Here is a 231-nt window from a genome sequence, read left to right on the forward strand (position 1 = left end):
TACATTACCCAGATGATCTGTGTAATTATATATGTACTGATTTTGCAGTACATCATAATATCCTTCCGCTGTAGGAATAATTCTCAGTTTCATTACCGCAATCTCGTCAGGATCGATCACAACGAATCCTCCATCTGAACCTTCTGAAGGTTTGGTTGACTTATACTGAAATCCATCAAGATAATTCGTTTCTATGTCTCCAAAGAGCTTCTTTACTTTTACTCCGTCAGC

The 231-nt window shown here is 37.7% G+C and carries 1 protein-coding gene; it reads right to left on the reverse strand.

Going from position 1 to position 231, the window contains the following annotated elements; translation table 11 throughout:
- Window positions 1-231 (reverse strand): hypothetical protein (locus AC2A07_RS19805; RefSeq protein WP_484051815.1); only part of this gene is annotated, 231 nt, incomplete at both ends.

The organism is Chryseobacterium sp. HNCC26DJ238 (assembly GCF_057180465.1).